Here is a 24,993-nt window from a genome sequence, read left to right as displayed (position 1 = left end):
AAGGAGGTCATCATGGACGCCACCCTCAAGACCGTCATCGGCGGCCGGCTCGTGGAGCTGCCCGGCACCATCGCGGCCATCCGCGACACGATGGACGCCGGCCGCGCCGCCGAATTCGACCGCGACATCGCGCACGTCCCCGCGCCCGAACTCCCCACCGCCCTCGTGCGCTGGGCCCTGGCCGCCACCGGCGCCGACGACGAGGACGAGGCACTCTTCGAGCGCCTGGCACGCGACGAGGACATCGGCGCCACCGGCACCGGCACCGGCACCTCCCGCCCGGAGCCGATGTGAGCCGCTGCCGCGTCCAGTACGCCCCGCCCGCCGACCAGGCCCGCCACGCGATGCCCCGCACCCTGCAAAGCGCCTTCGACGCAGGGATGCAGTGCCTGGCATCCGATCCGTACGGCCACGACTCCGCCCCGGTCAAGGCCGACGGCGACCGCCGTGAGGCCACCGTCCGCGGTGTCGTCGTCCGCTACTACGTCAGCGCCACCGTGCTGACCGTCACCGTCGTCCGCGTCGTCTACATCTGAGACAGCTGAGAAATCCCGCTGCCCGGAAGGGAGTCGGGCACGCGGCGCCGGACGGACCCGCCGCGGCCCGTGGCTGCTTTCGTGCGGCCGTCCTGCCTGCCGTCGCATACCCGTTCACCTGCGGAATCCGGCCACCGGAAGGCTTTCTGCCAATCACAGGCAACTCCGCAGCGGCGCCGCCCGGCTCCGGCTACACAAGAGGGCCGAAGGGGCGTCCCCGCCGTGCGGGCGCGGACGCCCGTGGTCCGACGGGAGGTCAGGACGCTTGCTGACGATCAACTTGGCGGTACTGCTCGCCGTCATCGTGTTCCTGCGGCTGCGCCGCCGCACGCAGTCCAGGAGCCGGCGGGACGAGAAGCTGACCGTCGTCATCGTGCTGGCGCTCGGGGTGCTGATCGCCCCGACGGCGGTGGGGCACGGAATCCTGGACTTCCTGACGCAGCTCGCGCACGGCATCTCGGGCGCCGGCCAGTGAGGCCGCCGCGCGGACCGAGCACCGCACCCGGGGGACGCATGGCCACACCGGCACGACGCCGCCGCACCGGCGGCACCCGCCGCCCCGCCACCGGGCCCCGGCGCCGCACCGCCCGCCGCCGTACGCGCGAGGCCGCCGGCCAGCGTGTCATCGGCGCCGTCCTCATCCTGGCGACCGCCCTCGCGGCGATCCGCGAATACCCCGTCACCACCGGCATCGTGGCGGCCCTGGCCCTGGCCGCCGCCGTCCTCGTCCGCCGCGTCCGCACCGGCCGCATCCGCCTGCCGCTGCTCCGTGCCACCGGCCGCGCGGACTTCACCCACAGCATCGCCGCCTACCAGCACATGACCGGTACGCAGTTCGAGCACGCCATCGCCGACCTCGCCCGCCGCGACCCGGCCGTCCGCTCCGCCACCGTCGCGGGCGGCGCCAACGACCGTGCCCTCGACGTCCTCGTCCAGCTCGCCGACGGCCGCCGCATCGCCGTCCAGTGCAAGCGCTACGCCCCGTCGCACCGCGTCGGAGCGCCCGTCATCTACGCCGTGAACGGCACCTATCGCGCCTACCACCGCTGCGACCACGCCCTCATCGTCACCACCAGCGCCTTCACCCAGGACGCCCAGCGCGCCAACGCCGAACTCGACCACCCCCTGCGCCTGGTGGACGGCCGCGCTCTCGGCCGCTGGGTCTCGGGCGGCCGGCCGCCCTGGAGTACGTGACGCCTGCAGGCCCCTCGGACCACCGACCGGCAGCCACGTCCGTGAACTCCATTACGGAGCCGGGGTGTTCGCCCGGCCGCCGAGGCCGTGTCATTCCGTGAACCGGCGCGTTGGCCAGGTATGAACCGATTCATCCTCCGCTGTCTGGTCGCCGTCGCGCTCACCGTCGTGGGGACCGCAGCCGTACCGGTCGGTGGCCCCGCGCGGACCGCACCGAGTGCCGCGGTGACGGACTCCCCGGCACCGGCCCGCCCTGCCGCCCTGCCGCCCGCGCACGGGCATCCGAGGCCGTGGGAAGAACTCTTCGGCTCCGAGATCCGGCGGATGCCCACCACCCGGCGGGTGGTCGCGCTGACGTTCAACGCGGCGTGGGACGAGACCGGCGTGGCCGCGGCGCTGGCCGTGCTGCGCGAGCGGGGGGAACCGGCCACGTTCTTCCTCACCGGCAGGTTCGCCGAACGCCATCCGGCGGCGGCGCGCGCGATGGCCGCCGAGCACGGCGTCGCCAACCACTCGTACGCTCACCCCCGGTTCGGCGCTCTCACCACACGGGAGGTGTCGGACGAGGTGCTGCGGGCGGACCTGGCGATCCGCCGGGCGAGCGGGGCGACGCCGCTGCCGTTCTTCCGCTTCCCCTACAGCGCCACCACGCCGCGGGGCATCGCCGACGTCAACGCGCTGGGCTTCGCCGACATCGAGTTCACCGCCGACACCAACGGCTATCTCGGGACGGCCCGCGGCATGACCGTCCAGAAGGCGGTCGACCGGGCCATGGACGGCCTGACACCCGGCGAGATCGTCCAGATGCACGTCGGGACGCCCGACGGACACGGGCCCGCCCTGGACGTGCTGGCGCTGCCGCGCCTCATCGACGCCGTCCACGCCCGGGGATACCACATCGCCGACCTGCGCTCCCTGCTCGGGAAAGGGCAAGAGGCGGGCGTGAGTTGACCTCTCGTCACACCGTCGTGACCCCGGCCGGGTCCGCGTCGCCCAGCATCGCGCAGATGGCGGCGGCCACCTCGCCGGGGCGCGAGATCAGGGAGAAGTGGCCGGCGTTCAGCTCGGTGACCGTGGCGTTCGTCCGTTCGGCCAGCCACCGCTGGAGCCCGGGGTCGAAGATCTGGTCGTCGGCGGAGAGCACATAGGCGCACGGCAGGTCGCGCCAGGCGCCGGGCCCCGAGGGGGTGGAGAAGCACGTGAGGTGGGTCGGCCGCTGGGCCGCTGCCAGCGCCTTGACCGTCGCCTCCGGGAGGTCGGGGCCGAACGCTTCCCCGCAGAGGCCGGGGTCGAGGGTCGTCCAGCCGTCCTCGCCGAACCGGATCGCGGCGCGGCCACGGCGCTCCCCGCCGTGGCTGTTGAGCGTGACGCTGCTCTCGGCTGCGTCGGGCGCGTAGGCCGCGACGAAGACCAGCGCGGTGACCTGGGCGTTCTGATGCGCGACCGCGGATATCACCACGCCGCCGTAGGAGTGCCCGACCAGCGTCACCGGCCCGTCGACGGTCGCCAACTGCTGCCTGGTCCACGCGAGGTCCGCTTCCAGGGAAGTCATCGGCAGCCGCACGGCCAGTACCCGGTGCCCCTGGTCCTGGAGGGCGGCCGTCACTCCGTCCCAGACCGACTCGTCGCCCCAGGCCCCGTGCACCAACACGACGTTCGCCACTGCTGCCTCCATGTTTCCTCTGGTCAAGTGGCGGTCCCGTGACCGCTGTTGTCCTGGGCGTGAAGGTACCGCCAGGGGCGGGTGCCGGCGTCCGCCGGGGTGCCGTCCAGGATGCGGGCGGTGCGGGAAGCGGGTTCGAGGATGACCGTGGCGAGGCTCGCCCACCGCTGCCCTTCGGGGAGGCCCATGTCGGGGAGGCAGGTGAGGGCGGCCTCGCCCGCACCCGACACGAGGAAGCGGACGAGTTCGTCGGCGGACCGGGGCGGGGCGGTGTCCGTGAGGCGCTTGCGGAGGAGCGTGTAGCGGTTGCCGGAGTCCGGCTGGTAGAGCCAGGTCTTCTCGTTGGCCGCCGGGACCGGGGTGAGGAAGTGGTTGGTGCGCACGAGCGTGCCGTTGTCGGGTTCGAGCGCGAAGACGCCGTCGGGGCTCAGGTCGAGGAGCACGGCGTCGGTGGTGTCGAAGAGGGTGAACGAGCCCGAAGAGGCGATCGGGGCGCTGCGGACGATCTCGACGGCTTCCGCCACGCTGCCGGCCTCTTCGAGGACGACGGCGGCGAGGACGTGCACGGGGATGCCGCCGGCGCCGTCCTCACGGTGGCCGAGGATGTTGAAGTGCAGTGCCAGACCTGCGCTGTTGACGCCGATCTTGGCGAGGATGCCGTGCTCGGTGAGGCCGACGACGTCGTGGGTGCCGCCGCGGGATTCCAGGGTGTGCCAGAAGGGGGTGAGTTCGACGTGCCAGTCCCAGGTCTGGATGCCGAAGGTGCGCGGGGAGCCGGTGGCGTCGTCCTCGGTCCTGCGGACGAGCGTCGAGCACTCGCCCGGCGGGACGGTGGTGCTGCGGGCGAGGATTTCGGTGCGTGCGTTGAGCGCGGCGATCCGCCGGACGTCGACGCCGGCGCCGTGGGCGATGCCCTCGATCTGGGCCCGCGCGTGCGGCCGGAACCCGCCGATCGTGTCGAGGGTGCGCTCGGCGTCGTCGCGCACCTGCTGCGGGCTGATGCCGCCGATCCGGAAGAAACGGTCGTACCCGGCGATTCCTCCGGCGAGTACGTCGCGCAGTTGCTCGCCGCGGGCGACCCCGCGGGCGAAGGGGTCGGGCGAGGTGACCGCGATGTGGAGGCGGTCGGCGGGGCGGTCGATCCGGGTGCTCACGAGCGTCCTCCGGTGGTGGTGTGGTGGTACAGGGCGCCCCCGACGGACGTGGCGAGGACGGCGTTGGCGGCTTGCGCTTCGGGGCTCAGGTGCAGGGGGTTCGCGGCGAAGACGGTGAAGTCCGCGAGGTATCCGGGCTCGACGCGGCCGAGTTCGCCCGGCCGGCCGGCGGCTTCGGCGGCGGCCCGGGTCATCCCCGCGTACGCCTCCCGCGCGGTGAGGGCCTGCTCCGGTTGCACGGGAGGCGTCCCGGGGGCTTCGACGGGGCGGCGCAACTGGCAGTCGGCCAGCGCGATGCGCGGGTCGCCTGGGCCGATGGGCCAGTCCGAGCCGAGCGCGACGACCGCGCCGTGGCGGAGCAGGTCGCGGGTGCGCCAGCCGTGGGCGGCCCGCTCGGGGCCGATGCGCTGCGACCAGTTGTCGTTGCCGTCCGCGCGGGTGTGCCGGGTGCCGTGCACGGGCTGGAGGCTTGCGACGACGCCGAGTTCGGCGAAGCGGCCGATGAGGTCGTCGGGCAGCGACTCGACGTGCTCGATGCGGTGCGGCCCCTGGGCGACCGGTCCCGCTGCGGCGATGACGTCGAGGGCGACCCGGACGGCCTGGTCGCCGATGGCGTGGGTGGCGCTCGGGACGCCGCGCCGCGCGAAATAGCGCACGGCGTTCCGGTACGCGTCCACGTCGCGCCACAGCGAGGTGTCGTTCTCGCCGTGGCTGTCGGGCCGGTCGAACCAGGCCGTCCCGTTGTCCGCGGTGCCGTCGAGCATGAACTTGACACCCTCGACCCGCCAGCGCCTGCCGTGCATCCCCTGGAGATCCGCGACCGCCTGCCAGACGTCGGGGCCCGAGTCGGCGGGGACGAGCGGCGAACAGCGGATGCGCAGCGGCAGTTCGCCCTCCGCCTCGATCGCGCGGTACACCTGTTCGCTGGGGTCGGTGAAATCCATCGCGTGCAGCCCGGTCAGGCCGCAGCCCGCCAGGGTCTCCAACTGCCGCAGGACGTAACCGGCGGCGGTGGCGACCGGGACCTCGGGGTAGTGCGCGAAGACCAGGTCCATCGCCTGGAGTTCGACGACGTAGCCGGTGGGCCTGCCGTCCGCGCCGACCTCGACGGATGACTTGTCGCCGAACGTCTCGCGCCCGGTCAGACCGGCGAGTTCCACGACCCGCGGGCTCACCACGAGGGCGTGCGCGTCCCGGGTCATCAAGGAGACGGCGCGGCCGGGAAAGCGTTCCCCGAGCACCGCACCGCTCGGCGGGCCGGGGAAGAGGTTCAGGTCGAGGTCGTATCCCGTGACCCAGGCGTCGTCCGGGCGGCCTTGCAGTGCGTCCGCCACGGTGGCGAGCACCGCCTCCAGGCTGTCGGCGCCGGACAGGTCGATGCCGCTGCCGACCTCGACCGACCCCCATACCGGGTGCGCGTGCGCGTCGGTCAGGCCGGGCAGCAGCACGCCGCCCGGGAAGTCGTGCAGTGCGGTCGCTGGCCCGCGCAAGGACGCGGCCACCTCTTCGCCGCCGACGGCGAGGATGCGCCCGTCGCGCACCGCAACGACCTGCGACGCGGAATGCGCGGGACCGGGGGCGTCGTCGAGCGTCTCGACGTGCGCCACGCGGACAAGGGCATCGGCATACATGAACGGCCTTCTTCTCGTAAGGATCTCGTAGGGACAGGGAGTCGGTGCGTGTGGTCAGGTGCCAGGCTCGGTGATCGCCGAGCGGCGCCGGGCGCGGCCGAGCCCCCAGTAGACAGCGGCGGAGACCACCAGCCCCCCGATGAGGGACAGGTTCGCGCCACCGAACAGCGAGGAGACCGGCCCCGTCCAGAAGCTCGTGCTGACGCACAGCACCCCGGCGGCGGCACCGGCGATGAACGCCGCCACACCGGCCCGGTTCACTCCCGCGTCGTACCAGAACGGGCCGCCGCGCCGCACGTCGAGCAGTTGCCTGCCGTCGTAGCGGTTGCGGCAGATGCAGATGTCGGCGACGTAGACGCCGACGGACGGCCCGGTGACCACCACGACGAGTTCCAGCATGGTGTTCACGCTGGTCAGGAAGTCGAACACGAGGAGGGCGTAGAGCGTCATCGCGGTGGCCAGCACGCCGATGACGAGCACGGCGGTGACCCGGCCCAGGCGCACGCCGATCGACTGGAGGGTGAGGCCCGCGCTGTACGCGGTCAGGCCGTTGTTGGCCACGGTGTTGAGGACGACCGCGATGACGAACACCGGGACGAACCAGCCCGGCAGGATCTTCTCCAGCGCCGCCTGCGGGTCGCTCATGTCGAGGGTGGTGGCGGCGAGGGCACCGATGCCGGTGAACAGCACGCTCGGCAGGAAGGCCCCGAGCGCGGTCCATCCTGCCACCGCCAACGGCTTGCTGCCGCGCGGCAAGTAGCGTGCGAGATCAGGGCTGTTGCTGTACGAGAGCGGGGTGGAGGCGATCAGCGCGAAGCCGCCGGCCAGCGCCACCCGGAGCGGGCCGCCGTGCAGCGGCTCAGCGGGGTGGTACGACCAGTCGGTGTGCCCCAGCACGTACCCGCTGACCACCACGAACACGACGGTGAGTGCGACGCTCAGCACGGCGTAGAGCCGCACGATCGTGGCGTGCCCGTACACGCTGACCACGAGGGTGGCCGCGGCGATCCCGCAGATGATCACGGCGTCGAGCAGCGGGCTCTCCGGTGCTCCGATGCGTCCGGCCAGGCCGATCCCGGCGACCGAGGCGGCGGACCAGTTGAGCGCCAGATACGCCGCGGAGATCAGCCACCCGGTGAGCGCGATGACGGCCTTGTTCCCGACGATTCCGTACATCGCACGGGAGATGACCGAGCCCGTCGTGCCGGCGGCCGGTCCGCTGACGGCCAGGACGCCGGTGAGCACCCACAGCAGGTTGCCGGCCACGATGACCGCCAGAGCCTGACCGAGCGTGAGCCCCATGAGGATCAGGGCGCCGCCCACCACCAGGCTCAGATAGCTCACGTTGGGCGCCGCCCACACCGAGAAGAGCTGCCGGGGCCGGCCGTGGCGCTCTTCGTCGGGAATGTGGTCGATGCCGTGGGCCTCCAGCTGACCGGCCTGGTCAGCGGCCACGCCCGCACCGTTCCCCGCGGTGTCCGTCAGGTCTTCGGTCGCCATCGCGTCCTCCAGGGAAGCAGCGGAGCCTTCCGGGCCCCAACGCTATTGGCTGTATGCTCAATAGGGGGGATCCAATAGCGACCGGACACGCGGCGTCAAGGGTTTGCCGGCCTGCCCGCGCAAGACAACGGAATCCGTCGCGCCGGGGTGGAGCCGGGGCCTGTCGTCGAACTCCCGCCGTCCGCCCGCAGGGTCGGGGCACCTCCCGGACGGAGCCTGGGGGAGGGAGTTTGCCGACAGGCCCCAGGGCGCTCCTCCCTCCGCGGAGATCCGTCGGAAGCGCCCTGGACGCCGGACGGCCCGCCACTCGAAGTGGCGGGCCGTCCGGCGTCGGGCCGCCGCAGGCCGGGCGCCCGATGGAAGGGGAGGGGTCAGTCGTGGTCCTCCCCGGTGGTGAAGCGACGAGCCTCGTGCCGCCCCGCGTAGCGTTCCTTGCGGTTGTGGGTCTTGACCATCTCCTGCCACTCCTTGGTGCAGGAGCGCACGGTGCACCCCGAACAGCAGGTGTGGCCGAACAGTTGGCTGCCCGGGTGTTCCCACCGGCAGCGCGTGTCCGTCTCCTCGCGCGTCGGGTGCGGCGGCAGGTCGCAGGCGCCGTAGCGGTGATCATGGACCGGCTGTGGGCGGTGCTCGGCGTGGCGCACCCACAGTGGCTTTGTCCTGTCCGTACGGGACATCTCGTTCCTTCCGGAACCGCCGCCCTGACACCGGACTTTCCGGGCGGGCGGCTGGGTTCGCCCCTTCATGGCGACCCCCTTCCTTCCTCCTGACGTGATGTCAATCTGCGGTAGCAGAAAGCCTTTCAGGATATCGGGACGCTCCGGACGCAGGCAAGGAATGCCCAACGGGCGCAGCCCGCACGGAGGTGCGGGGCGTTCCTCAGCGGCCCTCGGACGTCGTCCGGTACGGTGCCGCGGACTGCTGGGCCGCGTACAGCAGTGCGGGCTTCATCTTCGGCCAGAAGTAGCTTTCCTGGCAGGAGAACTTCGGGGTGAAACCGGAGCAGCCGCGTCCGTCGACATCGCCGATCTCGATGGTGAGGCTCGCGAGCCCCAGCTTGTCGTACGTCCAGTCGTCGTTGCCGCCCGAGGCGTCGTAGAGGATCTCGCCGGCTTGTCCTGACGGGTAGTCCGTGAGCGAGCCGAGCTTTCCGGAGAGCGCGCGGAGGGCGGCGTCATTGCCGGTGTGGCGGGTGTGGTCGGCCTGCCAGGGGAACAGGACCATGCCGGCATCGCTGTGGAGGCTGATCATCATGCCCTTGGCGGTGGCCGGCGCCGGGTCGCTGTCGCCGGTGCCGGTGCGCACCGCCGGGTACAGCTTGCGGAACAGGCCCTCCAGCGCGGCGTTCTCCGGTTCGGAGTCGGCCTTCGGGCCGAGGTAGATCTCGCTGCACGGCTCGGTGGATGTGCCTTCGCCGCCCCAGTGGGTGTCCGCGTTGCGGTTGAGGTCCACGCCGGTCTGGCCGTTCGTGCCGCAGTCGCTGCCGTTGGAGTCATTGGCGTTCTTGCGCTGGAGGATGGGGTTGTCGCCGCCCTGGGCGACGATGTCGACGCCGTCCGGGTTGCTGATCGGGACGACCCACATCTCGGTGGAGTCCATCAGGGCGGTGATGTCGGGGTCCTTGCCGTAGTCCTTCGTCAGGGTGTCGATCCAGCGCCAGGAGACCTCGCCCGTGGTGATCTCCCGTGCGTGGATCTGGCTCATCAGGAAGAAGCGCGGCTTGGCCGATTCGGGGTTGAGTTCGCAGTCGCCCTTCTTGATCTTGGTGATGCAGATGGCCTTGAGGTCGTGGCCACCGCGGCCCTTCTGCTTGAGCCAACTCTGCCCGTAGGTGACGACCTTGGCCATGTCCGGGTGCTGGGAGGCCGTTTGGTCGAGGTGCGCGTAGTGCGCGTCGACGGTGTGGTAACCGCCGTAGTAGGTGTCGTCGACGCCGCCGGCCGGGCGGGCCGTGTGCGACGTGCGGGGGAGCGGCTTGTGCATCGTCTCGGCGGTTGTGGGGGCGAAGCCGAGCCGGCGCAGCCCGTCCGCCGTCGCCGGACCGCCCATGACGAACAGGTCGTTGCCCTGGCGGCGTTCGATCAGGTCATATCCGGAGGAGATCAGCTTCTTCGCGTCCGCGGGGTCATGGGTGGGGACGCGGTAGACGACCACGGTGTGTTCGCCGGGCGCGCCGGCTCTGTCCTGCGTACCGGCGAGGGCTGTCGGGGACAGTGGGGCGAGCGCCGTGAACGCCGCGACCATCGCTGCCGCGGCCGTGGTCACGAGGGTTTTCCGGAGCATGGCATGGCCTTCCGTGGGGGGTGTGGGGCACATGCACGCGAAGGAGACGCGGTCCTCACGCCTCGCCCGCGACGGCTCCCGGAAAGCCGGACCATGCGGCGCTCCGGGCGCCTTGGTCGGCGCCGGTGGGCAGTGGGCCCACGGGCCACCGGGAGGCATCGTGCCATGGTCATGCCATGTTGAGAAGGTAGGGTTCCGGGCGTTCCGTCGCCCGCAATGTCACCCCACCCGATCCGCCCAATAGGTCTTCGTCGCGGGTCGGACGGCGCCGACGGGGGACGCGCCGTGTTTCGCTCAGCAGACACAGCTACCGCAGCGAAGGGGAGTGGCGATGACCGCACCACCTGTCGGCGATCACGACGAGATCTCCACCGGCTACCAGCAGTGGGCGCCGTGGGCTGTGACCTGCCCCCGGCCATGCTCGACCACGCCCGCGCCAAACCCCACGCCGACCAGGTGCGCTTCGAGGAAGCGGACCTGCGCCACCTGCCCGACTGGGGCGAGTTCGATGTCATCTGCGCGGTCACCAACCCCATGGACCACCTCCTCACGGACGAGGACTTCGCCTCCGCGCTGCACGGCATCGTGCGTTCCCTGGCCCCCGACGGCGTCTTCCTCTTCGACCAGCTCTCCGAGCGGGCCCACCACCGTTCGGTCCGGCACCCCGCGGTCCGTGAGAGCGACGGCCAGTTCCTCACCTGCCGCACCTGGCAGCACACCTTGCCCACCGAACCCGAGCCGGTCTTCACCCGGCGCATGGACCGCTTCGTACGCCACTCTCCCGGCCAGTGGCACCGGATCGCCCATCAGAACACCTTCCGGGCCCGGTCCGAGACCTCCGTGCGGCGCCTGCTCACCCGGGCGCACCTGGACTGCGTCGCCGTGCACCCCGTCAGCCGGCTCCGGCAGGGCGGGCAGCGCGACCGCTCCGACGAGGGCGTCCTGTTCGTGGCGCGGCATCAACCCCGCCAGGGGCGTCACAGCTGACGGCCGGGCTCGGTGGGCACCCCTGTTGCCCGGTGGCCGCGGTCCAGCAGGCGTTGGAGGGTGCGGTTGTCGGCCGCCGCCACGGAGATCAGGACGGCGGGTCCTGCGAGGGGCGTGAGGACGGCCTCGCCCTGGTCGGAGTCGGTGGACAGGAGCTGGGGCGGTGGCCTGTGGTCGGCGAATTCGGGCGTGACGATGAGGAGTTGGCCGGTCAGGCGGTACTCCGCGAGGACGGCTGGGCCCGACCAGCCGGGGGCGCCGGGGCCGAGCGAGAGTTCCTGGTCGAGCAGGGGGCGTGCGGCCAGCCGGACGGACAGGCGGGTGCGCAGCCGCCCCGGGGGTTCGCCGGTGCGGCCGAGTACCTGCTCCTCCCGTAGGACCAGCCGTGCCCGGGGGGCCAGTTCGGCGCGGACGGCCGTCACCAGGTCGCTGCCCGTGACGGAGATCAGGGGGTCCGGCGTGTAGTGCAGTTCCGCGTCGTCGTCCACGCGGAGCAGCACGTCATGGGTGGCGGTGCCGCCGTAGGGGCCGGGCAGGGCGAGGGTGGCGCCGATGGTGTCGAGGTGCAGGCGGGCGCCGGTGCGGACGTCGACCCGGAGGCTGAGCCGGTCGCCGCCGAGAGGGGAGCTGACCGCGCCGGTGAGGGCGACTCGGGCGTACGGGCCGCGGGCGTGGAGGCGGCGGGGGATGAGTGCCCGCCGCCCGTACAGCACGGGCAGCGCCGTGCCGCCGCGCGGGTCGGGGACGGCGACGATCCGCGCGGCGGAGGAAACCCCTGGGGCGGGTGCGGCAGGTGCTGCTGTGCGAGGTGGCAGCTCTGCGGACGCGGGGTTCATGCGGCGCCCGTGGTCCAGCAGGACAGGCGGGCACGCACCCAGTCGCAGACGGGCCGCACGCCCCCGTCGGCCTTCAAAGAGGTGAAGGCGACGGGGAGTTCGCCGCGTTGGGCCTTGGCGTCGCGGGCCATGCCCTCCAGGTCGACGCCGACGTAGGGGGCGAGGTCGGTTTTGTTGATGACGAGGAGGTCGGCGGTGGTGACGCCGGGGCCGCCCTTGCGGGGGATGTCGTCGCCGCCCGCGACGTCGATGACGAAGATCTGGGCGTCGACCAGGCCCTTGGAGAAGGTGGCGGTCAGGTTGTCGCCGCCGGACTCGACGAGGATCAGGTCGAGCGGGCCGACCGCCTCTTCCAGGTCCTCGACGGCTTCGAGGTTGGCGGAGATGTCGTCGCGGATGGCGGTGTGCGGGCAGGCACCGGTCTCCACCGCCTGGATACGGTCGGCGGGCAGGACCGCCTCGCGGAGCAGGAACTCGGCGTCCTCACGCGTGTAGATGTCGTTGGTGACGACGGCGATGGACAGTTCATCGCGCAGCGCCCGGCACAGCGCGGCGACAGTGGCGGTCTTGCCGGTACCCACCGGCCCGCCCAGACCGATACGCAACGCCCGCCGGGAACCGTCGGAACGCTTCGGGGCGGCGGCGCTGTAGCTGTGCCGCTCGGGGTAGGTGTGGGCATGGTCGAGGTGCATGGGGCTCCGGTGTTCCGTGGTCGGTGCGGGCGGGTCAGGAGGCGAAGAGGCGAACCGGCCAGGCCGCGTGCTGTTCGGCGGTGATGTCCAGCAGCGGCGCGGACGCAGCGGGCAGCGCGTCAACTCCCTCCAGCGGGACGCGTTCGGCGGCCCGAGCTGCCTGCGCGGCGACCCGGTCCAGCTCGCCGGCCAGGCGCGCCAGGACGGCGGTGGCATCGAAGGGGTCGAGGCTCAGCAGGCGTACGACGGCGGTGGCCGGGCCGCTGACGTTCTCGTACGCCACCGCGTACGCGGCATCCAGCGGCGACAATCCGGCCGAGCGGGCCGCGAGTCCCGTCACAACGGGCTGGTGGGCGCCGCGCGGCCGGGCCGCGGCCAGGGCGTCCAGCGCGTCCGACGGCCAGGTCGCGCGGGCGGCCCGCATCATCTGCCGCCCCAGCCTGCGGGCCACAAGTCGCAGGGCGGGGGAGGGGGTTCGGGCGTCGGCGGCCTCGTCCAGCAGCAGCGGGTCGCAGCCGGCTGCCGCCGCGGCGGCCAGGCCCGCGCCGACCAGCCCCGCGGTGTGCAGCCGGCCCCGGCAGAACGCCTCCAGGGTGGGCGTGTCCCTGATGCGGCCCGCGGTGACGGCCGGTTCGGCGCCCCCGGAGTGCGCATGGCCTCCGGCGGGGAACCGGCCGTCGGCGAGCACCAGCAGCGCCGCGCGGCTCATCGCGCCTCCCTGCGGGGACGGCAGGGGCGGCAGTGCCGACGGCGATCCGGCAGGTACGCCGCGGCACTCGGGACGGCGTTCGCGGTGGCCATCAGACGAGGAAGTACCGCTGGGCGAGCGGAAGAACCTTCAGTTCGTCCTCTGGGCAGACGTGCTCCACATCCTTGCCGTCGATGGTGACCTTGAAGGTGTCGGCGTCGACGATGATGTCAGGCGTCGCGTCGTTCTCCTTCATGTCGGTCTTGGCGAGCGTCCTGGTCTCCTTGATCTCGTGGAACGGCTTGGCCACGCCGAGTCCGCTCACCAGACCGCCCTTCCCCAGCGCGAGGTGCGTGACGAAGTTCAGCGAGAGCGAGGTCGGCGCCCGGCCGACCGCGCCGTAGGCGGGGCGGGGCAGCACGGGCTGCGGGGTGGGGATGGAGGCGTTGGCGTCGCCCAGCTGCGCGTACGCGATCTGCCCGCCCTTGATGACCAGATGCGGCCTGACGCCGAAGAACTTCGGTTCCCACAGCACCAGGTCGGCGAGTTTGCCCTTCTCCACCGATCCGATGAGGTCGCCGACGCCGTGGGTGATCGCCGGGTTGATGGTGTACTTCGCGATGTAGCGGCGTACCCGGTGGTTGTCGGAGCGCCGGGTGTCGCCGGCCGCGGCGCCGGTGCGCTCCTTCATGACGTGGGCGAGCTGCCAGGTGCGCAGGATGGTCTCGCCCGCGCGTCCCATCGCCTGGGCGTCCGATGACGTCATCGACATCGCGCCGATGTCGTGCAGGATGTCTTCGGCGAGCATGGTGGTCGGCCGGATCCGCGACATGGCGAAGGCCAGGTCCTCGTCGACCTTCGGGTTGAGGTGGTGGGCGACCATGAGCATGTCGAGATGCTCTTCCGCGGTGTTGTACGTGTACGGAATGCTCGGGTTGGTGGAGGACGGCAGTACGCGGCAGTGGCCGGCCACGGTGATGATGTCCGGTGCGTGCCCGCCGCCCGCGCCCTCGGCGTGGTAGACGTGAATGCTGCCCCGGTCCTTGAGGGCGTCGAGGGTGCTGTCCACGTAACCGGCCTCGTTCAAGGTGTCGGCGTGGAGGGCGAGTTGGGCTCCGCTCTCGTTGCAGACGTCCAGCGCGGCGCGGATCGCGGCGGGGGTCGCCCCCCAGTCCTCGTGGATCTTGAACCCGAAGGCTCCGGCGCGCAGTTGGTCGCGCATCGACTCCTTGTTGACCGTGCTTCCCTTGCCCGTCAGGCCGATGTTGACGGGGTAGGCGTCCAGCGCCTCGAACATCCGGGCCAGGTACCAGGCCCCCGGCGTCACCGTGGTGGCTTTGCTGCCCTCGCCGGGCCCGGCGCCGCCGCCGATGAGGGTGGTGACGCCGGAACCCAGTGCCTCGGGGATGACCTGCGGGTCGACGAAGTGCACATGTGTGTCCACGGCCCCCGCGGTGAGGATCTTGCCGTTGCCCGCGATGATCTCCGTCTCGGGCCCGATGACGAGGCCCGGGTGGATCCCGTCCATGATGTCGGGGTTTCCGGCCTTGCCCAGGGCGACGATCCGGCCCTCACGGATGCCCACGTCGGCCTTGACGATGCCCCAGTGATCGACGACCACCACGCCGGTGATGACCGCGTCCGGCGCCCCGTCCCTGCGGCTGAGCAGGGACTGACCCATGGACTCGCGCAGCACCTTGCCGCCACCGAAGACCGCTTCGTCCCCGGCCAGTCCAGGCCCTCCGGAGCGGTCCTCCTCGATGCGGATCCACAGATTGGTGTCGGCGAGCCGGATGCGGTCGCCGGTCGTCGGGCCGTACAGCTCGGCGTACTCACCCCGGTACATCGGCTCCAGCCTGCGTTGGGAATTCTCCGTCATCGCTCCGCCCCCGGTTCCGTGCCGTCGTCCACCGGTCCCGCGGTCTCGCCGCGCAGTCCCGGCACCACCCTCTTGCCCGCGAGCGGTACGAGTTCGACATCGCAGTCCGCATGGGGCTCGAAGCGCCTCGCCGTGCCCGCCGCGATGTGCAGCCGCAGTCCGCGCGCCACACCGCGCGGCAGGGGCAGGTCGTCCGCCGACAAGAACGTCAGGCTGTGATTGACCTCGGCGAAGTGGTAGTGGGAGCCGACCTGGACGGGCCGGTCCCCGTCGTTCCGCACGGTCAGCACCGTGACCGGCTTGCCCTCGTTGATGACGACATCGGGCCCGTCGAATTCGATTTCTCCAGGAATCACGACTGCCCTCCCGCGGCCATCGATGCGGGCTCGGGTTCAGGGCCTGGCAGCTCCACCAAATCGGGAACCACCAGCTCACGCACGGAGCACAGTTTGCTCCCGTCGGGGAAGGTCGCTTCCACCTGGAGGTCGCGGACCATCTCGAAGACGCCCTCCATCAGTTGCTCCGGGTGGAACAACCGGGCCGCTTCATGGGCCAGTTCCAGCACCGGCTTGCCCCGGCGCGCCCCTTCCATGATGTGCACGCTGATCAGCGCGACCACCTCGGGGTAGTTGAGCTTCACGGGCTCTTCCGGATCCCGCCAGCGTTTCGCCGCGATGTCGGCGGCCACGTAAAGGAGCAGTTTCTCCTGCTCATGGGGCGTCAGATGCATCCACTCCACCTTGCGGTTCGTCCGGCGCCGCCATGACCTCACGGCGGATGGGGCGAAAGGTAGGGGGAGCGCACAACCGTCAGTGCGGAAAAGTGGCCATACGGCCTGCCGGGAACGCGTGGCCTGCTATGCGACAAGGTGCCGTGCCCGGCGGGGTGGGAGTGCCCAGGGCGGCAATCGACGGAATTGTCGAGACCGTCACCGGCGGGCATGACGGATCGGAACCGGCCAAGGAGCGGTACGTATCCGGTGTCTCTCTGATGACATGCCCTGTATTTCGTCAGTTGCCGCAATTTTCAGCTGATGGAGATGACTGGTTCTCGCCGTCACGCTCGGGCCGGCCTCCCACGAACGGGTGAATTCGCAGCACGGAGTGCCGGACGCGGAACGCGTCGTGCGGCCCGGAGCGGGGTGCTTCCCCCGGGCCGCACGAGTGGCGTGGAGCGACGCGGGGCGATCACCCTGGTCGTTCCCCCGTGGCGGAAGGTGCGGCTGTGACGAGAGTGGGCGTCGGATCCTCGGGGGAGGCGGCCGACGGCCAGCGGCGGGCCAGCCAGGTGCACACCACCAGTTGGAGGGTGTGGTACAGCATCAACGGCAGGACGAGGAGGCCGAGTTCGCTCTCCGGGAGCAGGACGGTGGCGATCGGCAGACCGCCGGCCAGGCTCTTGGTCGATCCGGCGAACACGGCGGTCACCCGGTCCTCGCGCGGCAGCCGCAGGAGGCGCGCGGCGCCGTAGGTGAGAGCCAGGGCGACCCCGAGCAGCAGCAGGCACACCACCGCCAGTGTGACGATCCGCGCCGGGGGGATCCGCTGCCAGATGCCGGCCGTCATGCCCTGGCTGAAGGCGGAGTAGACGACGAGCAGGATGCAGCCCCGGTCGCAGAGCGTGGTCAGCAGGCGGTGCCGCTGGATCCACCCGGCGATCCAGCGCCGCGCCACCTGGCCGACGAGGAAGGGCAGCAGGAGCTGGACGACGACGTCCCGCGCCTGGGACGGCGCGAACGTCAGGCCGCCGGACGTGCCCTGTTGCAGCAGCAGGACGGCCAGCAGCGGGGTGAGCACCACACCGAGCAGGGTGGAGAACGACGCGGAGCAGATGGCGGCGGCGACGTTGCCGCGGGCCATGGAGGTGAGCGCGACGGACGACTGGACGGTCGACGGCAGCACGCTCAGGAACAGGATGCCGGTCGCGAGGTCGCCGCCGAGCACGGAGTGCGGCAGCAGGCCCACGGCCATCCCGGCCAGCGGGAAGACGAGGAAGGTCAGGGCGAGGATCGGCAGATGCAGCCGCCAGTGCCGCAGGCCGTCGTAGGCGGCGCGGGGGGAGAGCCGCGCTCCGTAGAGGAAGAAGAGCAGCCCGACCATGATGCGGGCGGTCAGGGCGAGGCCGTCGGCCGTTGCCCCGGAGGCGGGCAGGAGGGTCGCACATCCGATGACGGCGAACAGTGCGACGAGGTACCAGTCGATGCGGCGTACCGCGCCGCGCGGCCAGCTGGGCATGGGGGGTCCTTCCGGGCGACGCCGGCGGCGTCCGGAAGGCCGCCCCGGGCGGGTGTGTCCCGCCCGGGGCGGCCGGTGACCGGACGCCGGCCGGGGTCAACGGGGCGTGCGGGTCACCGGGCGGCCGGAACCTTGGCGTGCGAGCGGCTGATGTTCTTCTCCAGGAGGGCCAGGCAGTCGGTGACGCCGACGCTCTGCGGGGTGTGCTCCGGCAGGCGGCCGTCGTCCTCCTTCAGCACCGAGAGCGCCTGGTCGATCGCGGTCTGGGCGGCGAACAGGCACGGGGTGCTGTAGATGGCCACGTCGACGCCGAGCGCGGTGAGTTCGCTCAGCGACAGGCGGGGCGACTTGCCGCCGGCGATCTGGTTGAAGAGCAGCGGCTTGTCGCCGATGACCTCGCGTACCCGGTGGATCCGCTCGACGCTGCGCACGCCGTCCACCAGGATCACGTCCGCATCGGTCTTGGCCAACGCCTCGGCCCGTCTGAGGATTTCGTCCTCCTCGGTGGCGTCGGTGCGGGCGACGACGAGCAGGTCGCTGCGGGACTCCAGGACCAGGTTCAGCTTCTCCAGGTAGTCCTCCAGCGGGAGCACCTGCTTGCCGTCGACGTGGCCGCAGCGGCGGGGCCGTTGCTGGTCCTCCAGGATGACGCCGGAGGCACCGATGGCCTCCAGCTGCTGCACCACGTGGCAGGCCGTCTCCGGGTCGACGTACCCGTCGTCGATGTCGACGAGCAGGTGCTGCCGGGGGAAGGCCAGCCGCAGCCGCTGGACGAAGGCCACCATGTCGGGCCAGGCGATGAAGCCGATGTCGGGCAGCCCGTAATGGGACGCGGCGAAGCCGAATCCGGAGACGAACATGCCGTCGTAGTGCTGGGCCGCCACGGAGGCGGAGAACATGTCGAAGACGCCGATGAGGGGTGTCGTGCCGTCCTCTTCGAGCGCAGCGCGTAGCCGCTGTGGGTGATTCACGGTACCCTCCGATGTTGGTCGCGTTGACTCGCTTCATTGCCGACCCGATGCCTGCCAAAGCCGGGGTCGGCGTCATGACGTCACGTGCCGAGTGGCCGGGGAACTTGCCTGTCAGGGCATGGCACCCCGGCCGCTTCCTTGCGCGGGGCGTGCCCCCTGATGTCGCAGGTGGGGGCGTGCCCAGCACCCTCAGGTTAGTCAAGTCGAAGTAATGAAACAGTAGTTCCTCTGTAAAATACCGGCCGATGGCGTCGTTCACGCCATTTCTGATGCCGCCCGGCGCGGGAGGTAAGACCGCAGGTCACGGGCCGCGGACAGGGCTCAACAACGTACCGCCCGGCCGGATTTCCGGCATTTGCGCATGTCCGGCGCCTCCGACCGGCCCCGGCCGCTTCTCAACGGCGGTCGCGGGGCGCACGGGTGCGGCGCCGCGGGGCCGCTGCGCCTCCGTCCGAGATTGGCCGGGAGGACCGTGTCCGGGAACTGTTCCCCGTACGGGGGCTTTTGCTGTCCATCCTCCCTGCGCAAGGGCGACCGCCGAGGCGGCATCGCCGCAGGTCGGCCACGGGTCAGCCGCGACCCCGACCGGAGAGGCCCACCGGGCCGTTCACCCGCGCGACACCGGACCCGACGGGTGCGCGCGGTCGTAACCGGCCGTTGACGGCAGGCGCCCCCGCCCGGGAAGGGCAGGGGCGCAGGGGCCGGCGCCGGTGAACGGCGTGGCTGTCACGGGCGACCACCACGTCGCCACCCGCAGCAGGGGCAGCAAGGTCCTGCGCCACCCCGTCGCCGGTGAACTCACCCTCGACTGGGGCGCCCTCGCCTGTGTCGGTGACCCCGACCAGCAACTCGTCATCCGGACCGCCGAGCCCGGCGCCCCCTCCCACGACGGCCTCCGCATCCTCGCCTCCTGGAGCGCGGGCCCCGACCGCTCGGCGGCGGAACACCAGGACTTCGGGCCGTGGCCGGCCGCTCGGCCCCGGTACCCGCGGGCAATCGCCGCGCCGGCTCGCCGCAGGGAGTCCGCATCGCCGGTGAGCGTGCTGTCGGTGATGGCCGGCACGGTGGCCAGGCCAGGTTCCGTGGAGCCCACCGCGGCGTGCATCGGAACGCCGCTGCGGGCCGCCCGGCGGAGCACCGCCATGTTGGATGCCATAGGAATTCCCTATAGCGTCCGCTGAGATTTCGTCTTTGCCTCTCCTCCTTTCCCGTACGTACCGTGAAACAGCTCGACGAGGTGCTCACCGCGAATTCTCCGAAGATTCGCGCTCTGTGCACATCGATCCTTCTTTTGTCGAGCGGACGAACACGTAATGGAGAGGACCGGTGGCATGACCACGACCGAGAACGGATCGGGAATGCGAGAACTCGCGGGAAAGCGGGCCCTGGTCACAGGCGGTTCTCGCGGAATCGGGGCGGCCGTCGTGCGCCAACTCCTGGACGCGGGCGCCGAGGTGCTCACGACCGCGAGGTCGGCGACGAGCAAGGCGCCGGACGGGGCCACCTTCGTGGCGGCCGACGTGCGGACACGGGCCGGCGCGGAGGCGCTCGCCGCGGCTGCGCAGGAGGTGCTCGGCGGGGTGGACATCCTGGTCCACAACGCAGGTGGGGCGGAACCGTACAAGGGTGCTCTGGCCATCCCTGACGAGGTGTGGCAGGACGCGCTGGACCTGAACTTCCTGGCGTCGGTGCGGCTGGACTCGCTGCTGGCACCGGGGATGCGGGAACGGCGTTCGGGGGTGATCGTGCACGTCTCATCGGCCGCCGTTCCCACCGTGGCACCACCGTTCCTGCACTACGTGACGGCCAAGGCGGCACTGGAGACCTACAGCAGGGGGCTGGCCGCCGAGTTGGCCCCGTTCGGTATCCGGGTCAACACCGTGTCTCCCGGCAGAACCGCCACCCCCGGCGGCGAAGCGACGCGGGAGCAGTGGGCGCGCCTGAACTCGGGGCCGGGCCAGGACACCACCACCCCGCCGCTGGGGCGTGATGGCCGGCCCGACGACATTGCCGACGCGGTGCTGTTCCTCATGTCCGACCGGGCGGGCTGGCTGACCGGGAGCAATCTCGTCGTGGACGGCGGCGAATTCCCCAGGGGCTGACGCCGGCGGAATTCCGGAACGCCGGCTTCGGCAAAAGGAATTCCAAGGAATGCAGCGGCGCCCGCTTTCTTCTCGGCCGTCAGGACACCGGCGATGAGAAAGCGGGCTCGGACCAGGTCTCCTGACGCAGGAGTTCGAGCAGGGCCGTCTCCGCCGGGCCCGCACCGTGCCGGAGCACGGCGATGACGGGCTGGGACACGACCGGGAACACCGGGCGCACGAGGTGCTCGTGACCGTGGGGCACCGCGGAGGCCGGGACGAGCGTCACCCCAAGACCGTGGGCGGCCCAGCGCACGGCCGTCGCCGTCTGGGACACGCGCGCGGCCGTGGCCGGGGCCAGCTCGTTGTCCCGCAGCACGTTCAACAGCACGGCGTCGAGCGCGCTGTCGCGGTCGAACCGCACCCACGGCTCGCCCTCCAGTTCCCGCAGCTCGACCCGGTCCGCGGCGAGCTGCCGGTGCCCGGCGGCAAGGACCACGACGAACTCCTCGTCGCCGAGGTGGTGGGCGTCGGCGGGGCTCTGTTCGCACGCCGCCATCAGGGCGAGATCCAGCACGCCCCGGCGGCACAGCCGATCCAGCTCGGCGGAGCTCGGCTCCTCGAAGACGGTGACCTCAAGGCGCGGGAAGCGGCGGCGCAGCGCGCCCAGCGCGCCAGGCAACTGCCGCGTGCCGAAGCCCATTTGCGCCGCGACCACCAGCTCGCCCACCAACTCGTCGGCACCGGCCCGCGCCGTCGCCCGCGCCCGCCGCGCCGCGCTCACCGCGGCCTCCGCCTCCCGCAGGAACGCGCGGCCGACCACGGTGGGCACAAGCCCGGTCGGCGTACGGGCGAACAGTTCCACGCCGAGTTCCCGCTCCAGGCCGCGGATCTGCTGGGACACCGACGGTTGAGCGACGTGCAGCAGCTCCGCCGCCGCCGTCACCGAGCCCTCCTCGGCAACGGCCAGGGCGTACTCGAACTGACGAAGGCTCATCGGCTCCCATCCCCTCCCTGCGGTGGACCGCGGTCCACCCCCGCCGTCATCGCTATCGCTGTAAGAGTAAGTGGTCATCAGGCGCCGCTCCTTACTCCACGGAGATCCGTCAGAGGCGCCCCGACCCTGTGGCCAGCGGATTCCGGAGCCTGCATACTCGCCGGATATGCCGACGACGTTTCCCCCAGGCCCGATGTGCACCCGCGACTCGCTCGCCTCCGCGCTGCGTGATCTCGGCCTGCGCTCCGGCGAGACCCTTCTCGTGCACTCCTCGCTCCGGTCGCTCGGGTGGGTGAGCGGCGGTCCTGTCACCGTCGTCCTGGCGCTGCTCGACGTGCTCGGAGCCGACGGGACTCTGGTGGTGCCGACGCACTCCGGCGACAACTCGGACCCGGCGCACTGGGAGAACCCGCCTGTTCCCGAGGCGTGGTGGGACGGCATCCGTGCGTCGATGCCGGCCTATGACCTGTGGACCACACCCACCCGCGGCGTCGGCGTCATCCCCGAGACCGTCCGCAACTGGCCGGGCGCCGTGCGCAGCGCTCACCCGCAGACGTCCTTCGCGGCGGTCGGCCCCCGCGCCGCCGCGCTCGTGGACGGCCACGCGCCGGACTGCCGGTTCGGTGAGCGCAGCCCGCTCGCCAGGCTGGAAGAGGCCGACGCGCGGATCCTCCTCCTGGGAGCGGGATTCGACGCCTGCACGGCGTTCCACCTGGCCGAGTACCGGACCCCCGCGCCGCGGGGCGACAACTCCTTCGCGGCCATGACGCCCCGGGGCCGCCGCTGGATCACCGTGCGCGACACCCAGGTCGACGAGGACCGCTTCGACGACCTGGGCGCGGCCTTCGAAAAGGAGCGCCCGGTGCGGCGCGGCACGGTCGGAGCGGCCGACTCCCGGCTGTTTTCCCTGGCCGATGCCGTCGCCTACGCCCAGAAATGGCTGCCGGAGCACCGGCCGTACACGGTCGCGATCTGAGACGTTCCGGCGCCCGCAGCGGCGTTCCGGGAGTGGTGGTGCCGCCGTCCGGGACGGCAGGCGACGCGGCAGGTCGGAGGCCGCTACCGCCAGGGGTGGAGCCGCTCCAGCAGGAGGTAGGCACGCTGCTCGGCGCCCGCGAGTTCGGCGGGGTCGATACCCGCGGGCCACAGCTCGCCCGCAGCGGCGTCATCGGCGTCGCGCAACTCCACCACCGCCACCACCAGACGCACCTGGACGATCGGGAGGGACGCCCCGCAGGGTTCGGTCAGCGCCCGCTCCGCCTGCTCGGCCGCTTCCGTGCAGGCGGCCAGCGCCCGCTCCACCCGCAGTGCGGCACGGTCGTGTACCACCAGCAGCGCACAGACCAGCCCGACGGCGATGCCCAGCACGCTGCCCAGCACCCGGGCACGGACGAGTTCCCCGGCGGGGGCGGGCGAGGCCAGATCGCTCAGCAGCAGCGCCAGCGGCGTGAGGAACACGACGCCGAGACCGTAGTTGCGGGCCACCACGTACTCCAGCAGAAATTCCAGGAGCACGACCACCAGCGTGAGCGCCACGGGAGCCGGGTGTGCGGCCAGCACGCCGAGGGCGAGCAGCAGCCCGGCGATGGTGCCGAGGGTCCGCTGGACGGCACGCTGCGCCGTCGTACGGAGGTTGACCGAGTGCAGCACGGCGGCGGCCGAGACCGACGCCCAGTAGCCGTGCTCCAGGCCGAGCAGCACGGCAAGCCCGCCCGCGACCCCGGTGCCCAGGACCATCCGCAGTGCGGGAACGGCCAGTACGGCGAAGTGGCCGGTGCCACCGGGGCGGTGCCCCACCAGCAGTTCGGACGCGCGCCCTGCGACCGGATCGGCCGGCGCCGCATCCGTCCCGGCCGCGCGGTGCGTCACGCCGTCCTGTGCCGCCGGAGCCGGGAAGGCCAATTCGGGCAGAACGGAGGGCAGTCGGCGGCGTCGGCCGGTGAGGAGGCGGGCCTGTCGGCGCAGGTGGTGTGCCGTGGCGGTGAGGTCGTCGGGCAGCCGGCGTGCCGAGCGGACCAGCAGCGACCAGGACAGGTCGGTCAGGCGCACAAAGGTCGCGTCCCGGCCGGTCTGCTGCGCTTGCGTCGGCGGCGCGAGACCGAGGGAGTGGTAGGCCCGCAGGACCGCAACGGTCGCCCGGTGCCGCGTCTGCCGGGCGCCGCCGCCCGCGTCCAGCAGCTCCGCGAGTTCGCGCAGGGCCGTGGCCACCGCCAGCCGCTGCGGGCGGTCCGGGTGCACGAGCCGGCCCGACATGCCGAGCAGCCACGCAACCGCCGCCCCCGCAGCGGCCAGCGCGGTCTGCGGGAGGACGTCGGAGGGAAGCGGCGAGCCGTTGGCCGCCACCGCGAAGGAGAACAGCAGCAGCACCGCGCCAAGACCGCTCAGCCGCGTCGCATCGCAGATGCCCTTCGCCAGCCCGGCGACCACCGCCGTCGCCGCCACCACGACGGTCGCCCCGGCTCCTCCCGCCCACGGACGGGCCCACGCGGCGAGCGCCGAACCGCAGCCCACGCACGCGACCATGGCCACCGCGACCAGCGCGAGCACGCGGGCGCGGCGCGGGTAGGGCAGGTTGCGGCCGAACGTGGTGGTGAAGGCGCCCAGCATGGCGTAGACGGCGAGATCGGGCCGTCCCGCCTGCGCCACCGGCAGCGCCACCAGCGCCATGGCAAGGGCGGCGCGCACGGCGAAGAGGAGTGCTCCGTCGACCTTGTGCAGCGCGAGTGCGCCGCGCGGGGAGAGCGCACGCGCCGCGCCCGCGACGGAATGCCGCCCACCCTTTCCGGTCCCACCCTTTCCGGTCCCTGCCGGGACCGCGCGGCGCGAAGAAGGCATATCCGGTATATATCACTTGCGGGGTTCGGTCCCCTTATGGCGGGGGAGCGCAGGGAAGGCCCCCGCGCCGCGGTCGGGGCGCGGAAACCGCCGCCCCGCGGACGCTGCTCATCCGGCTGTCCCCGATACGGGCTCGCCGGGCCGGTCGGCAAGGAGACGGCTACTGTGGTGGCCCGTGAGCACCTGGCTGCCGCTGTCCGCGGTTCCCCGCCTCGGCGGTGCGGTGGTCATCGGAGCGGCGGTCGGCGCGATCGTCGGATTCGCGACCGGCATTCCGCTCGGGATTCTCGCCGGTATCGCCGCGACGGAACTGCTTTTCGTCGTCGCGGGCTGGATGGTGCTGTGGCCGATGAATGCCACGGCCACCCATGACAACGCCAGGCGTGAGGACTTCCGGCCCGTCACCGACGAACTCGTGGTCGTGGCCGCCGCCCTGTGCGGGCTGGTGGCCATCGTGCTGCTGCTCCTGCTCGGGAAATCCGGCACAGGACATTCCGCAGCCGCGGCGGCGCTCGCCGGTGCCTTCATGTCCTGGGCCGCGCTCCATCTGATGTACGCCACCCGTTACGCGTACCTGTACTACACATCAGCGGGCGGAATCGACTTCAACTCCGATCAGCCGCCCGCCTACCGGGACTTCCTCTATTTCAGTTACAACCTCGGCATGACCTACCAGGTGTCCGACACCGACGTGTCGAGTGCGACGATCCGAGCGGTGGTGCTCCGGCACACCCTGCTTTCCTACGTCTTCGGCACCAGCATCCTGGCCACCACCATCAACCTCGTCACGGGAATCGTCACCGGCTGATCAGGGCCCGCCCCGTTACGCGCG

24 protein-coding genes and 2 pseudogenes are annotated in these 24,993 nt (G+C 71.8%); 10 read left to right on the top strand and 16 right to left on the bottom strand.

The features are described 5' to 3' along the window. The first annotated feature begins 12 nt into the window (after positions 1-12). The 5 genes from ACGFNI_RS06180 (at position 13) to ACGFNI_RS06160 (ending at position 2,681) form a co-directional block, all read left to right on the top strand. On the top strand, positions 13-294 hold the full coding sequence (locus ACGFNI_RS06180) for a hypothetical protein (RefSeq protein WP_393681053.1): 282 nt from the start codon (positions 13-15) through the stop codon (positions 292-294). Positions 295-344: 50 nt separating this feature from the next. Further along, the gene (locus tag ACGFNI_RS06175; protein WP_393681464.1) at positions 345-536 is read left to right on the top strand and encodes a hypothetical protein; all 192 of its coding nucleotides are present in this window, start codon (positions 345-347) and stop codon (positions 534-536) included. A gap of 265 nt (positions 537-801) precedes the next feature. Beyond that, entirely contained in the window at positions 802-1,011 is a 210-nt protein-coding gene (locus ACGFNI_RS06170; RefSeq protein WP_393681051.1) for a hypothetical protein, read from the top strand. Between the two features lie 38 nt (positions 1,012-1,049). Further along, complete coding sequence (locus ACGFNI_RS06165; protein WP_393681050.1) at positions 1,050-1,730, top strand: restriction endonuclease; 681 nt, start codon at positions 1,050-1,052, stop codon at positions 1,728-1,730. Positions 1,731-1,850: 120 nt separating this feature from the next. Then, positions 1,851-2,681, top strand: coding sequence for a polysaccharide deacetylase family protein (locus tag ACGFNI_RS06160; RefSeq protein ID WP_393681048.1), 831 nt, complete (start codon positions 1,851-1,853; stop codon positions 2,679-2,681). Positions 2,682-2,688: 7 nt separating this feature from the next. On the opposite strand, the gene ACGFNI_RS06155 is transcribed toward ACGFNI_RS06160, so the two are convergent. From ACGFNI_RS06155 to ACGFNI_RS06130, 6 genes are all read right to left on the bottom strand, one after another. Further along, positions 2,689-3,405 carry an alpha/beta fold hydrolase gene (locus ACGFNI_RS06155; RefSeq protein ID WP_393681046.1) on the bottom strand — a complete coding sequence of 239 codons (717 nt, stop codon included), beginning with the start codon at positions 3,403-3,405 and terminating at the stop codon, positions 2,689-2,691. Between the two features lie 11 nt (positions 3,406-3,416). Then, a complete protein-coding gene (locus ACGFNI_RS06150) occupies positions 3,417-4,547 on the bottom strand; it encodes a C45 family autoproteolytic acyltransferase/hydolase (protein WP_393681044.1) in 1,131 nt (376 codons plus the stop codon). After that, positions 4,544-6,178: an amidohydrolase gene (locus ACGFNI_RS06145; protein WP_393681042.1), complete on the bottom strand. Its 1,635-nt coding sequence runs from the start codon at positions 6,176-6,178 to the stop codon at positions 4,544-4,546. Before ACGFNI_RS06145 ends, ACGFNI_RS06150 begins: the two co-directional genes overlap by 4 nt. Before the next feature lie 54 nt (positions 6,179-6,232). Then, complete coding sequence (locus tag ACGFNI_RS06140) at positions 6,233-7,678, bottom strand: purine-cytosine permease family protein (RefSeq protein ID WP_393681040.1); 1,446 nt, start codon at positions 7,676-7,678, stop codon at positions 6,233-6,235. Positions 7,679-8,049: 371 nt separating this feature from the next. Next, complete coding sequence (locus ACGFNI_RS06135; RefSeq protein WP_393681038.1) at positions 8,050-8,355, bottom strand: hypothetical protein; 306 nt, start codon at positions 8,353-8,355, stop codon at positions 8,050-8,052. Positions 8,356-8,557: 202 nt separating this feature from the next. Next, positions 8,558-9,961, bottom strand: coding sequence for a M14 family zinc carboxypeptidase (locus ACGFNI_RS06130; RefSeq protein ID WP_393681036.1), 1,404 nt, complete (start codon positions 9,959-9,961; stop codon positions 8,558-8,560). 216 nt (positions 9,962-10,177) lie between these two features. On the opposite strand from ACGFNI_RS06130, the gene ACGFNI_RS06125 reads away from it, so the two are divergent. After that, the gene (locus ACGFNI_RS06125) at positions 10,178-10,948 is read left to right on the top strand and encodes a methyltransferase domain-containing protein (protein ID WP_393681035.1); all 771 of its coding nucleotides are present in this window, start codon (positions 10,178-10,180) and stop codon (positions 10,946-10,948) included. On the opposite strand, the gene ACGFNI_RS06120 is transcribed toward ACGFNI_RS06125, so the two are convergent. The 8 genes and pseudogenes from ACGFNI_RS06120 to ACGFNI_RS06085 form a co-directional block, all read right to left on the bottom strand. Next, on the bottom strand, positions 10,939-11,784 hold the full coding sequence (locus ACGFNI_RS06120; protein ID WP_393681033.1) for an urease accessory protein UreD: 846 nt from the start codon (positions 11,782-11,784) through the stop codon (positions 10,939-10,941). The two genes, ACGFNI_RS06125 and ACGFNI_RS06120, sit on opposite strands and share 10 nt — an antisense overlap. Next, complete coding sequence (ureG, locus tag ACGFNI_RS06115) at positions 11,781-12,476, bottom strand: urease accessory protein UreG (RefSeq protein WP_393681031.1); 696 nt, start codon at positions 12,474-12,476, stop codon at positions 11,781-11,783. Before ureG ends, ACGFNI_RS06120 begins: the two co-directional genes overlap by 4 nt. A gap of 34 nt (positions 12,477-12,510) precedes the next feature. Beyond that, positions 12,511-13,185 carry an urease accessory protein UreF gene (locus ACGFNI_RS06110; protein ID WP_393681029.1) on the bottom strand — a complete coding sequence of 225 codons (675 nt, stop codon included), beginning with the start codon at positions 13,183-13,185 and terminating at the stop codon, positions 12,511-12,513. A 91-nt stretch (positions 13,186-13,276) separates the two neighbouring features. Continuing rightward, positions 13,277-15,019, bottom strand: a complete 1,743-nt coding sequence (locus ACGFNI_RS06105; protein WP_393681462.1) for an urease subunit alpha — start codon at positions 15,017-15,019, stop codon at positions 13,277-13,279. Between the two features lie 20 nt (positions 15,020-15,039). Then, on the bottom strand, positions 15,040-15,399 hold the full coding sequence (gene ureB / locus ACGFNI_RS06100; protein WP_393681027.1) for an urease subunit beta: 360 nt from the start codon (positions 15,397-15,399) through the stop codon (positions 15,040-15,042). A gap of 65 nt (positions 15,400-15,464) precedes the next feature. Next, positions 15,465-15,773 (bottom strand): annotated as a pseudogene (gene ureA, locus ACGFNI_RS06095) (urease subunit gamma); the annotation flags it as partial. 457 nt (positions 15,774-16,230) lie between these two features. Beyond that, complete coding sequence (locus tag ACGFNI_RS06090) at positions 16,231-17,277, bottom strand: bile acid:sodium symporter family protein (protein WP_393681025.1); 1,047 nt, start codon at positions 17,275-17,277, stop codon at positions 16,231-16,233. 113 nt (positions 17,278-17,390) lie between these two features. Next, the gene (locus tag ACGFNI_RS06085; protein ID WP_393681023.1) at positions 17,391-18,248 is read right to left on the bottom strand and encodes an oxaloacetate decarboxylase; all 858 of its coding nucleotides are present in this window, start codon (positions 18,246-18,248) and stop codon (positions 17,391-17,393) included. A 737-nt stretch (positions 18,249-18,985) separates the two neighbouring features. Here ACGFNI_RS06085 and ACGFNI_RS06080 point away from each other — a divergent pair. Both ACGFNI_RS06080 and ACGFNI_RS06075 read left to right on the top strand, forming a co-directional pair. Further along, positions 18,986-19,180: pseudogene (locus ACGFNI_RS06080) on the top strand (transcriptional regulator); the annotation flags it as partial. Between the two features lie 399 nt (positions 19,181-19,579). Continuing rightward, positions 19,580-20,350 carry an SDR family oxidoreductase gene (locus tag ACGFNI_RS06075; RefSeq protein ID WP_393681021.1) on the top strand — a complete coding sequence of 257 codons (771 nt, stop codon included), beginning with the start codon at positions 19,580-19,582 and terminating at the stop codon, positions 20,348-20,350. Positions 20,351-20,429: 79 nt separating this feature from the next. Here ACGFNI_RS06075 and ACGFNI_RS06070 read toward each other — a convergent pair whose 3' ends face one another. Further along, complete coding sequence (locus ACGFNI_RS06070) at positions 20,430-21,326, bottom strand: LysR family transcriptional regulator (RefSeq protein WP_393681018.1); 897 nt, start codon at positions 21,324-21,326, stop codon at positions 20,430-20,432. 166 nt (positions 21,327-21,492) lie between these two features. Between ACGFNI_RS06070 and ACGFNI_RS06065 the strand changes: the two genes are divergently transcribed. After that, positions 21,493-22,302 carry an aminoglycoside N(3)-acetyltransferase gene (locus ACGFNI_RS06065; RefSeq protein WP_393681016.1) on the top strand — a complete coding sequence of 270 codons (810 nt, stop codon included), beginning with the start codon at positions 21,493-21,495 and terminating at the stop codon, positions 22,300-22,302. An 83-nt stretch (positions 22,303-22,385) separates the two neighbouring features. Here ACGFNI_RS06065 and ACGFNI_RS06060 read toward each other — a convergent pair whose 3' ends face one another. Continuing rightward, positions 22,386-24,161, bottom strand: coding sequence for an FUSC family protein (locus tag ACGFNI_RS06060; protein WP_393681014.1), 1,776 nt, complete (start codon positions 24,159-24,161; stop codon positions 22,386-22,388). Between the two features lie 175 nt (positions 24,162-24,336). On the opposite strand from ACGFNI_RS06060, the gene ACGFNI_RS06055 reads away from it, so the two are divergent. Further along, on the top strand, positions 24,337-24,969 hold the full coding sequence (locus tag ACGFNI_RS06055; protein ID WP_393681012.1) for a DUF1345 domain-containing protein: 633 nt from the start codon (positions 24,337-24,339) through the stop codon (positions 24,967-24,969). The last annotated feature ends 24 nt before the right edge of the window (positions 24,970-24,993 follow it).

The sequence above is a fragment of the Streptomyces sp. NPDC048644 genome (assembly GCF_043199105.1).
Taxonomy (GTDB): Bacteria; Actinomycetota; Actinomycetes; order Streptomycetales; family Streptomycetaceae; genus Streptomyces.
This window is presented reverse-complemented; position numbering and strand designations above follow the sequence as displayed.

Bases quoted from the DNA above. Each gene is read 5' to 3' on its own strand.
- ACGFNI_RS06090 (WP_393681025.1), bottom strand. From the start codon at position 17,277: ATGCCCAGCTGGCCGCGCGGCGCGGTACGCCGCATCGACTGGTACCTC.
- ACGFNI_RS06075 (WP_393681021.1), top strand. From the start codon at position 19,580: ATGACCACGACCGAGAACGGATCGGGAATGCGAGAACTCGCGGGAAAG.
- ACGFNI_RS06120 (WP_393681033.1), bottom strand. From the start codon at position 11,784: ATGAACCCCGCGTCCGCAGAGCTGCCACCTCGCACAGCAGCACCTGCC.
- ACGFNI_RS06060 (WP_393681014.1), bottom strand. From the start codon at position 24,161: ATGCCTTCTTCGCGCCGCGCGGTCCCGGCAGGGACCGGAAAGGGTGGG.
- ureG (WP_393681031.1), bottom strand. From the start codon at position 12,476: ATGCACCTCGACCATGCCCACACCTACCCCGAGCGGCACAGCTACAGC.
- ACGFNI_RS06110 (WP_393681029.1), bottom strand. From the start codon at position 13,185: ATGAGCCGCGCGGCGCTGCTGGTGCTCGCCGACGGCCGGTTCCCCGCC.
- ACGFNI_RS06140 (WP_393681040.1), bottom strand. From the start codon at position 7,678: ATGGCGACCGAAGACCTGACGGACACCGCGGGGAACGGTGCGGGCGTG.
- ACGFNI_RS06155 (WP_393681046.1), bottom strand. From the start codon at position 3,405: ATGGAGGCAGCAGTGGCGAACGTCGTGTTGGTGCACGGGGCCTGGGGC.
- ACGFNI_RS06125 (WP_393681035.1), top strand. From the start codon at position 10,178: ATGTCACCCCACCCGATCCGCCCAATAGGTCTTCGTCGCGGGTCGGAC.
- ACGFNI_RS06160 (WP_393681048.1), top strand. From the start codon at position 1,851: ATGAACCGATTCATCCTCCGCTGTCTGGTCGCCGTCGCGCTCACCGTC.
- ACGFNI_RS06070 (WP_393681018.1), bottom strand. From the start codon at position 21,326: ATGAGCCTTCGTCAGTTCGAGTACGCCCTGGCCGTTGCCGAGGAGGGC.
- ACGFNI_RS06135 (WP_393681038.1), bottom strand. From the start codon at position 8,355: ATGTCCCGTACGGACAGGACAAAGCCACTGTGGGTGCGCCACGCCGAG.
- ACGFNI_RS06130 (WP_393681036.1), bottom strand. From the start codon at position 9,961: ATGCTCCGGAAAACCCTCGTGACCACGGCCGCGGCAGCGATGGTCGCG.
- ACGFNI_RS06180 (WP_393681053.1), top strand. From the start codon at position 13: ATGGACGCCACCCTCAAGACCGTCATCGGCGGCCGGCTCGTGGAGCTG.
- ACGFNI_RS06065 (WP_393681016.1), top strand. From the start codon at position 21,493: ATGCCGACGACGTTTCCCCCAGGCCCGATGTGCACCCGCGACTCGCTC.
- ACGFNI_RS06165 (WP_393681050.1), top strand. From the start codon at position 1,050: ATGGCCACACCGGCACGACGCCGCCGCACCGGCGGCACCCGCCGCCCC.
- ACGFNI_RS06145 (WP_393681042.1), bottom strand. From the start codon at position 6,178: ATGTATGCCGATGCCCTTGTCCGCGTGGCGCACGTCGAGACGCTCGAC.
- ACGFNI_RS06175 (WP_393681464.1), top strand. From the start codon at position 345: ATGCCCCGCACCCTGCAAAGCGCCTTCGACGCAGGGATGCAGTGCCTG.